At 65.6% G+C, this 512-nt stretch carries 1 protein-coding gene; it reads right to left on the bottom strand.

Translation table 11 applies throughout. The annotated features are described in order from the left end of the window. Positions 1–512 (bottom strand): EF-Tu/IF-2/RF-3 family GTPase (locus tag FJU11_RS18210; protein WP_268935224.1); only part of this gene is annotated, 512 nt, incomplete at both ends.

Genomic DNA, 512 nt, shown 5'->3' with positions numbered 1-512 from the left:
TCCTTCGTCAGGATGTAGGCTTCCGCCTTGAACTTCGTGTGCGGCGTCACCGAGCCCGGCTTGCAGAGAATCTGACCGCGCTCGACACCGTCACGCGCCACGCCACGCAGAAGCGCGCCGATGTTGTCGCCCGCCTGGCCCTGGTCGAGCAGCTTGCGGAACATCTCGACACCGGTGACCGTCGTCTTCGACGTCGCCTTCAGGCCGACGATCTCCACTTCCTCGCCCGTCTTGACGATGCCGCGCTCGACGCGACCCGTGACCACCGTGCCGCGGCCCGATATCGAGAACACGTCCTCGATCGGCATCAGGAACGGCTGGTCCACCGGACGCTCCGGCGTCGGGATGTAGTCGTCGACCGCCGCCATCAGCTTGCGGATCGAGTTCTCGCCCATCTCCTGGTCGCCACCGTCGATCGCCACCAGCGCCGAGCCCTTGACGATCGGAATGTCGTCGCCCGGGAACTCGTAGCTCGAAAGAAGCTCGCGAACCTCGAGCTCGACGAGCTCCAG

The sequence above is a fragment of the Pararhizobium mangrovi genome, from assembly GCF_006516965.1.
GTDB classification, from domain to species: Bacteria; Pseudomonadota; Alphaproteobacteria; order Rhizobiales; family Rhizobiaceae; genus Pararhizobium_B; species Pararhizobium_B mangrovi.
Note: the sequence above shows the minus strand (reverse complement) of the source record. Positions and strands in the feature narration are given on the sequence as shown.